The following is a 6359-nucleotide window of genomic DNA, read 5'->3' on the forward strand; positions in this document are numbered from 1 at the left end:
CCGACCGGGGCGTACGGGTGCTGCTGGAGACCCATGACTCCCATCCCACCGGCGCGGACGTCGCCCGGGTCCTGGGCGCCGTCGGCCACCGCTGTGTCGGCGCGCTGTGGGACGTCCTGCACACCGTCCTCGGCGGCGAGGCCCCGGCCGACACCGAGGCCGCGCTCGCGCCCTACCTCGGCTATGTGCAGGTCAAGGACGTCGCGTCGGCGGACGACCGCACACCCCTCGCACTCGGCGCCGGGACCGTCCCCCTCGCCGCCTGCCTGGCCGCCCACCGGCGTGGCACCGCCCCGGTGGACGCGGCGGTGGAGACCGACGACGCGGGCCCCTGGGTGTGCTGGGAGTACGAACGCCGCTGGTACCCGGAGGCGGCCCCGCTGCCGGACCTGCTGGCGGCCGGGCGGGAGCATCTGCGGGGGCTGGTGGAGGACGGGCGCGGGGGCTGACGGGGTCCGCCGGCCGGAGGACGGGGCGGCCGGAGGACGGCGACCGCCGCCGGAAGGCCAGGCGTACGGGCCCCGTGCCCGTCCCCCTCACCACGCCCACCGGCCGCCCCGGAAGACCGGCCCGCCCCACGCCCCTGCCACACCGTCACCACTCCACCGGACACCACCCGACGGCCGGACCCCCACACACCTCCCCACCCCCTCAGCCCGCTCCCCGTCCCCCCGCCACCCCCTCCCCCGGTCGTTGACCGGCACCTCTTTTCCGGTTATGCGTGTCTTCACGGCACTTTTCTCCAGCCTGGGGACGCCCCCGGAAGGAGCGCGGATGCACTCCAGACGTACCGTCCTGACCACCGCCGCCGCGGCGGCCGCCTGCGCCGCCGGTGCCGCCCCCGCGCGGGCCGAAACGCCCCGGTCCGCGTTCCCCGAGGTGCGGGCCCGGTTGCGTGGTCTCATCGCGCGGATGACGCCCGAGGAGAAGGCGGGGCAGCTGTTCGTGATGCGGGTGTACGGGCACTCCGCGACCGACCCGGACCCGGCCGACGTGGCGGCGAACCGCGCGGAGATCGGGGTGTCCGACGCCGCCGAACTCGTCGCGACGTACCACGTCGGCGGCATCATCTACTTCGGCTGGGCGCACAACACCCGCGACCCGCACCAGATCGCCGGGCTGTCCGACGGCATCCAGCGGGCCGCCGCCGCCCAGCGCGTCCCCGTCCCGGTGCTGATCTCCACGGACCAGGAGCACGGCACGGTCGCCCGGATCGGCGCGCCCGCCACCCTTCTGCCCGGGGCGATGGCGCTCGGCGCGTCCGGCTCCCGCGCGGACGCCCGGACGGCGGCCCGGATCGCCGGCGCGGAGCTGTACGCGATGGGGGTGCGGCAGGACTACGCGCCGGACGCCGACGTCAATGTGAACCCGGCCAACCCGGTCATCGGCGTGCGTTCCTTCGGCGCCGACCCGCGTGCCGTGTCCCGGCTGGTGGCCGCGCAGGTGAGCGGCTATCAGGAGGCCGGGGTCGCGGCCTGCGCCAAGCATTTCCCCGGGCACGGCGACACGGACACCGACAGCCATGTGGGGCTGCCGCGCATCGGGCACAGTGCCGAGGAGTGGGAGCGGCTGGACGCCCCGCCGTTCCGGGCCGCCGTCGCGGCGGGCATCGACTGTGTGATGTCGGCGCACATCGTCGTACCGGCCTTCGACCCGAGCGGCGACCCGGCCACCCTCTCCCGCCCGGTCCTCACCGGGCTGCTGCGCGAACGCCTCGGCTTCGGCGGGGTGGTGGTGACCGACTCGCTCGGGATGCAGGGCGTCCGGGAGAAGTACGGCGACGAACGGGTGCCGGTGCTGGCGCTGAAGGCGGGCGCCGACCAGCTCCTCAACCCGCCCGATCTCGCCCTCGCGCACTCCGCCGTGCTGCGGGCGCTGCGGGACGGTGAGCTGACCGAGCGGGAGATCGACGCCAAGCTGCTGCGCATCCTGCTGCTGAAGGAGCGGCGTGGTCTCTTCGCCGATCCGTACACCTCGCACCGGGCGGTCGAGCGGGTCGTGGGCACCTGGGCCCATCGGGCGGCGGCCGACCGGATCGCGGACCGCACCACCACCCTGCTGCGCAACGACGGCCGGGTGCTGCCGCTCTCCCGCCGCCGGGAGCGGCGGGTGCTGGTGGTGGGCGCCGACCCGGCCCCGCCGTCCGGCACCGGCGGTCCGCCCACCGGCGTCCTGGCCGGCACGCTGCGGGAGCTGGGGTTCGCCACCACCGCGCTGCCCACGGGGACGGCGCCGGACGCGGGGACGATCGAGGGGGCGGTGGGGGCGCTGCGGGAGCACGACGCGGTGGTGGCGGCCACGTACGACATCGCCACGCACACCGCGCAGCGCACTCTGGTGGAGGCGTTGTCGGCGTCCGGGAAGCCGGTGGTCCAGCTGGCCGTCCACCATCCGTACGACATCGCGCGGCTGCCCGGGGTGCGGGCGGCGCTGGTCGCGTACTCGTGGACGGATGTGGAGCTGCGGGCGGCGGCGCGGGTGATCGCCGGGGTGCGCCGTCCGTCGGGACGGTTGCCGGTGCCGGTGATGCGGGCCGATGAGCCTGGGCGGGAGCTGTACCCGATCGGGCACGGGCTGACGTACTGACAGCCGGGGCGCGCCGCGGGAAGGGGCGCGCCCCGGCTGCCGGGGTCAGGGGCGCGGGGCCGGCGTCCGGCGCGGCTCCCGCTTGTCGAGCTTCTTGTCGTACGGGGCGGCGGCCTTGGCGGGGGTGCCGTTCGCCGGGAGGCCCGCCCAGGTCAGGAGGGAGGCGGTGGCCTTGGTGCGGTCGGCGTCCTTGAGCTGGGTTCCTGTTTCCTCCCCACGCTGGTGGGTGTTGTGCGCGCTGCCGGGGCAAACCCTGGTCTTACGTGCGCTCCGCAGGCTTTTACCTTGCCGGTTGCCCGGCAAGGGCCCCCGGTCCGGGGGTGGATGGTGCTGCTCTATGCGGCGCGGATGCGCCGCCCTTCGTCCTTCACATTCTTCGCCGCGTTGTGGTCGCGGTCGTGTCGGGTGCCGCACCGGTCGCAGGCCCATGCCCGGATATGCAGGGGCTTGGGTCCGTCGCGATGCCCGCAGGCGGAACACACCTGGGAAGACGGGAACGCCCGGTCCACCTTGGTGAGGGTGCGGCCGTACCTGCTGGCCCTGTACTCCAGCTGGGTCAGGCCGAGGTCGATGCCCTGGTCTCCTTCGACCGGGGGCAGGATCTCGGCCGCCGGGTCGGTCTCCACGATGAAGCTCGCCCAGTACCGGCCGGACGAGTCTTTGATCACGGTCACGGTGGACGGTACGGACGGCAGCACGCGGGACCAGCGGACCCGCACAGGACCGATCTTGGGAAGATTCAGCTTTCCATCCGCTGTGATCGACCAGCGGGCATTGGCAGTGAACCTCACGGCCTGCCGATTGTCCCGCTTCGTCTTCATGCGCGGCTCACCGATCTTCGGCCCCTTGCGAGTGCCCTTGATACTCCCGAAGAAATTGGAGTACGCCGTACCCAGGTCCCGCAGGGACTGTTGCAGCACCACAGCGGACACCTCCCCGAGCCATGCCCGCTGAGGGGTCTGCTTCGCCTCGGTGATGAACCGCTTCGACAACTGTGACGACTTCGGATACGGCAGGCCCGCGATGTGTGCGTCCCGCCGTGCCCGAAGGCAGTCGTTCCACACCACCCGTGCGCAGCCAAAGGCCTGGTTCAGCGCGATGCGCTGACCGGGGCCCGGCTCGATACGGAAGGCATAACGAAGCTGCATGCCGATCAACGTAATACAGCTGGTTTATGGCTCAGTGCGGAGAGAACAGAACTGGCAGACATTGCCCGTTCCTTACGCACGCACACTTGGTTTTCGTGACGAAGTACCGTCATAACGTGTTCAATGACCGGTACCTGACGCGACGCCAGGATGCCATGCGTGACGTGTGCGCGGACTCCGAGACCGAGCTGACCGAGTTCAACGGCGAGACAAACCACGTGCGTCAGCTGGCCGAATTCCCGTCCAAGGCCGCCGTCTCCACACTCGTCAACTCCCTCAAGAGCGTGCCCTCCCGCCGCCTCCGGCAAGAGTTCCCCGACCTGGTACAGCACTCCTACCGCGCGAACAAGCTGTGGTCCGGCTCGTACTTCGCCGGGTTCGTGGGCGGAGCCCCGCTATCGGTCGCCCTCAGTACATTGAGCAGCAAAACCGTCCGCTCCAAGGGGCGCGTCAGAGCACTTCTCAGAATCGCTTCACCACCGGGCCGAACCCGGCGCACTGCGACGAGCCCTGGTAGCGGTAGCCGTCGACCGGCTTCTCCTCGACGAGCTTCATGCCGGGCACGGCGAGCAGCCGGTCCTTGATGTCCGGTGACGCCGGCCGGGCGGGGGCCGCCGCCTGTGCCGGGGCCGCGCCCGCGCCCGCGCCGACCGTGCCTATGAGGACGGCGAGCGAGGCCAGCCGTCCGAGGGTTCTTCGCATGTGTTCTCCCGTGGGGTGGGGTGGTCGCGCCGAACCTAATCGGTGCACCCGGTTCCCACCAGCCCCTTTGTCCCGGGGAGTTCATGCTCCGGGGGCGGCGCGGACCGCCCCCGGGCCCTTTCCGTCAGACCGTCACCGGCTCCTGTTCGCCGGTGAAGCTGCGCCACAGGGTGGCGTAGCGGCCGTCGCGGGCGAGGAGTTCGGCGTGGGTGCCGTCCTCGGCGATCCGGCCGTGGTCGAGGACCACGACGCGGTCGGCGCGGGCGGCGGTGGTCAGCCGGTGGGCGACGACCAGGGTGGTGCGGCGGCCCGCGAGGCGGTCGGTGGCGCGGTTGACGACGGACTCGGTGGCGAGGTCGAGGGCGGCGGTCGCCTCGTCCAGCAGGAGGACGTCCGGGTCGACGAGTTCGGCGCGGGCCAGGGCGAGCAGCTGCCGCTGGCCGGCGGAGAGGTTGCGGCCGCGTTCGGCGACCTCGTGGAGGTAGCCGCCGTCGAGGGTGGCGATCATCTCGTGGGCGCCGACGGCCCGCGCCGCGGCCTCCACCTCGGCGTCGGTGGCGTCCGGCCGTCCGTAGGCGATGGCGTCGCGGACCGTGCCGGGGAAGAGGTACGACTCCTGGGGGACGACGCCGAGGCGGTGGCGGTAGCCGGTGAGGTCCAGCTCCCGCAGGTCGGTGCCGTCGACGCGGACCGCGCCCGACGACGGGTCGTAGAACCGGGCGACCAGCTTGACCAGCGTGGACTTGCCCGCGCCGGTCTCCCCGACGAAGGCGACGGTCTGGCCCGCGGGGATGGTCAGGTCGATGCCGGACAGGGCCGTTTCGTCGTGGTCGCCGTAGCGGAAGTGGACGTCGTCGAAGGTGATCTCGCCGCGCAGCGCGTCGACGGGGCGGGGCTCGGCGGGGGCCGGGGTGGTGGTCGGTTCCCGCAGCAGTTCCTGGATGCGGCGGAGCGAGACCGATGCCTGCTGGTAGCCGTCGAAGACCTGGGAGAGCTGTTGGACGGGCGCGAAGAACAGGTCGATGTAGAGGAGGTAGGCGACCAGGGCGCCGGCCGTCAGCGTCCCGGCGCCGACCCGGTTCGCGCCGACGATCAGCACCAGGGCGGCGGCGACGGAGGACAGCAGCTGCACGAACGGGAAGTAGACGGATATGAGGAACTGGCCGCGCACCCGCGCCTGGCGGTAGGCGTGGCTGCGGTCGGCGAACCGCTCGGCGCCGTCGTCCTCGCGCCGGAACGCCTGGACGATCCGCAGTCCGGCGACGCTCTCCTGGAGGTCGCCGTTGACCACGCTGATCCGCTCGCGGGCGAGTTCGTACGCCTTGACGCTCTGCCGGCGGAAGACGTACGTGCCGATGATCAGCGGCGGGAGGGTGGCGAAGACGACCAGGGCCAGCTGGACGTCGATGACGAGCAGGGCGACGAGGATGCCGAAGAAGGTGAGGACGGAGACGACGGCGGTGACCAGGCCGGTCTGGAGGAAGGTCGACAGCGCGTCGACGTCGGTCGTCATCCTCGTCATGATCTTGCCGGTGAGTTCGCGCTCGTAGTAGTCGAGGCCGAGACGCTGGAGCTGGGCGAAGATCTTGACGCGGAGGGAGTAGAGGACCCGTTCGCCGGTGCGGCCGGTCATCCGGTTGGAGCCGACCTGCGCGGCCCACTGGGCGAGGACGGTGACCAGGGCGAGCGCGGCGGCCGTCCAGACACCGGCCAGGACCCCGCGGCGCACGCCCTCGTCGATGCCGTGCCGGATCAGGATCGGGACGAGCAGCCCGCCGAGGGCGTCCACCGCGACCAGGGCGAGGGCCAGGGCCAGCGGGACGCCGAAGCCGCGCAGCAGCCGGCGCAGCCCGTAGGAGTCCTCGGGGCTGCCGGCCCGCTCCTCGTCGATGTCCGGGGTGTCGGTGGCGGGCGGCAGGGCGG

General features: G+C 72.5%; 5 protein-coding genes and 2 pseudogenes. 3 read left to right on the forward strand and 4 right to left on the reverse strand.

The features are described from left to right. Positions 1 to 449: sugar phosphate isomerase/epimerase family protein (locus AC51EU_RS25505; RefSeq protein WP_496269422.1), on the forward strand; the 449-nt coding region annotated here is incomplete at its 5' end. A gap of 325 nt (positions 450 to 774) precedes the next feature. Continuing rightward, the gene (locus AC51EU_RS25510; protein WP_496269423.1) at positions 775 to 2586 is read left to right on the forward strand and encodes a glycoside hydrolase family 3 protein; all 1812 of its coding nucleotides are present in this window, start codon (positions 775 to 777) and stop codon (positions 2584 to 2586) included. A gap of 45 nt (positions 2587 to 2631) precedes the next feature. Here the strand turns inward: AC51EU_RS25510 and AC51EU_RS25515 are convergent, their stop codons facing one another. Together AC51EU_RS25515 and AC51EU_RS25520 are read right to left on the reverse strand one after the other, a co-directional pair. After that, entirely contained in the window at positions 2632 to 2889 is a 258-nt protein-coding gene (locus AC51EU_RS25515; protein ID WP_496269424.1) for a hypothetical protein, read from the reverse strand. 32 nt (positions 2890 to 2921) lie between these two features. Continuing rightward, positions 2922 to 3734 (reverse strand): RNA-guided endonuclease InsQ/TnpB family protein, encoded by an 813-nt coding sequence (locus AC51EU_RS25520; protein ID WP_496269425.1) that lies wholly within the window; start codon positions 3732 to 3734, stop codon positions 2922 to 2924. A 26-nt stretch (positions 3735 to 3760) separates the two neighbouring features. Between AC51EU_RS25520 and tnpA the strand changes: the two are divergent. Continuing rightward, positions 3761 to 4170 (forward strand): annotated as a pseudogene (gene tnpA, locus AC51EU_RS25525) (IS200/IS605 family transposase); the annotation flags it as partial. 77 nt (positions 4171 to 4247) lie between these two features. Here tnpA and AC51EU_RS25530 read toward each other — a convergent pair. After that, positions 4248 to 4436: pseudogene (locus AC51EU_RS25530) on the reverse strand (aminopeptidase); the annotation flags it as partial. Positions 4437 to 4560: 124 nt separating this feature from the next. Further along, positions 4561 to 6359, reverse strand: a 1799-nt coding sequence (locus AC51EU_RS25535) for an ABC transporter ATP-binding protein (protein WP_496269426.1), incomplete at its 5' end; no start/stop codon positions are given.

It is taken from the genome of Candidatus Streptomyces philanthi, from assembly GCF_059553635.1.

Bases quoted from the DNA above. Each gene is read 5' to 3' on its own strand.
- AC51EU_RS25520 (WP_496269425.1), bottom strand. From the start codon at position 3,734: ATGCAGCTTCGTTATGCCTTCCGTATCGAGCCGGGCCCCGGTCAGCGC.
- AC51EU_RS25510 (WP_496269423.1), top strand. From the start codon at position 775: ATGCACTCCAGACGTACCGTCCTGACCACCGCCGCCGCGGCGGCCGCC.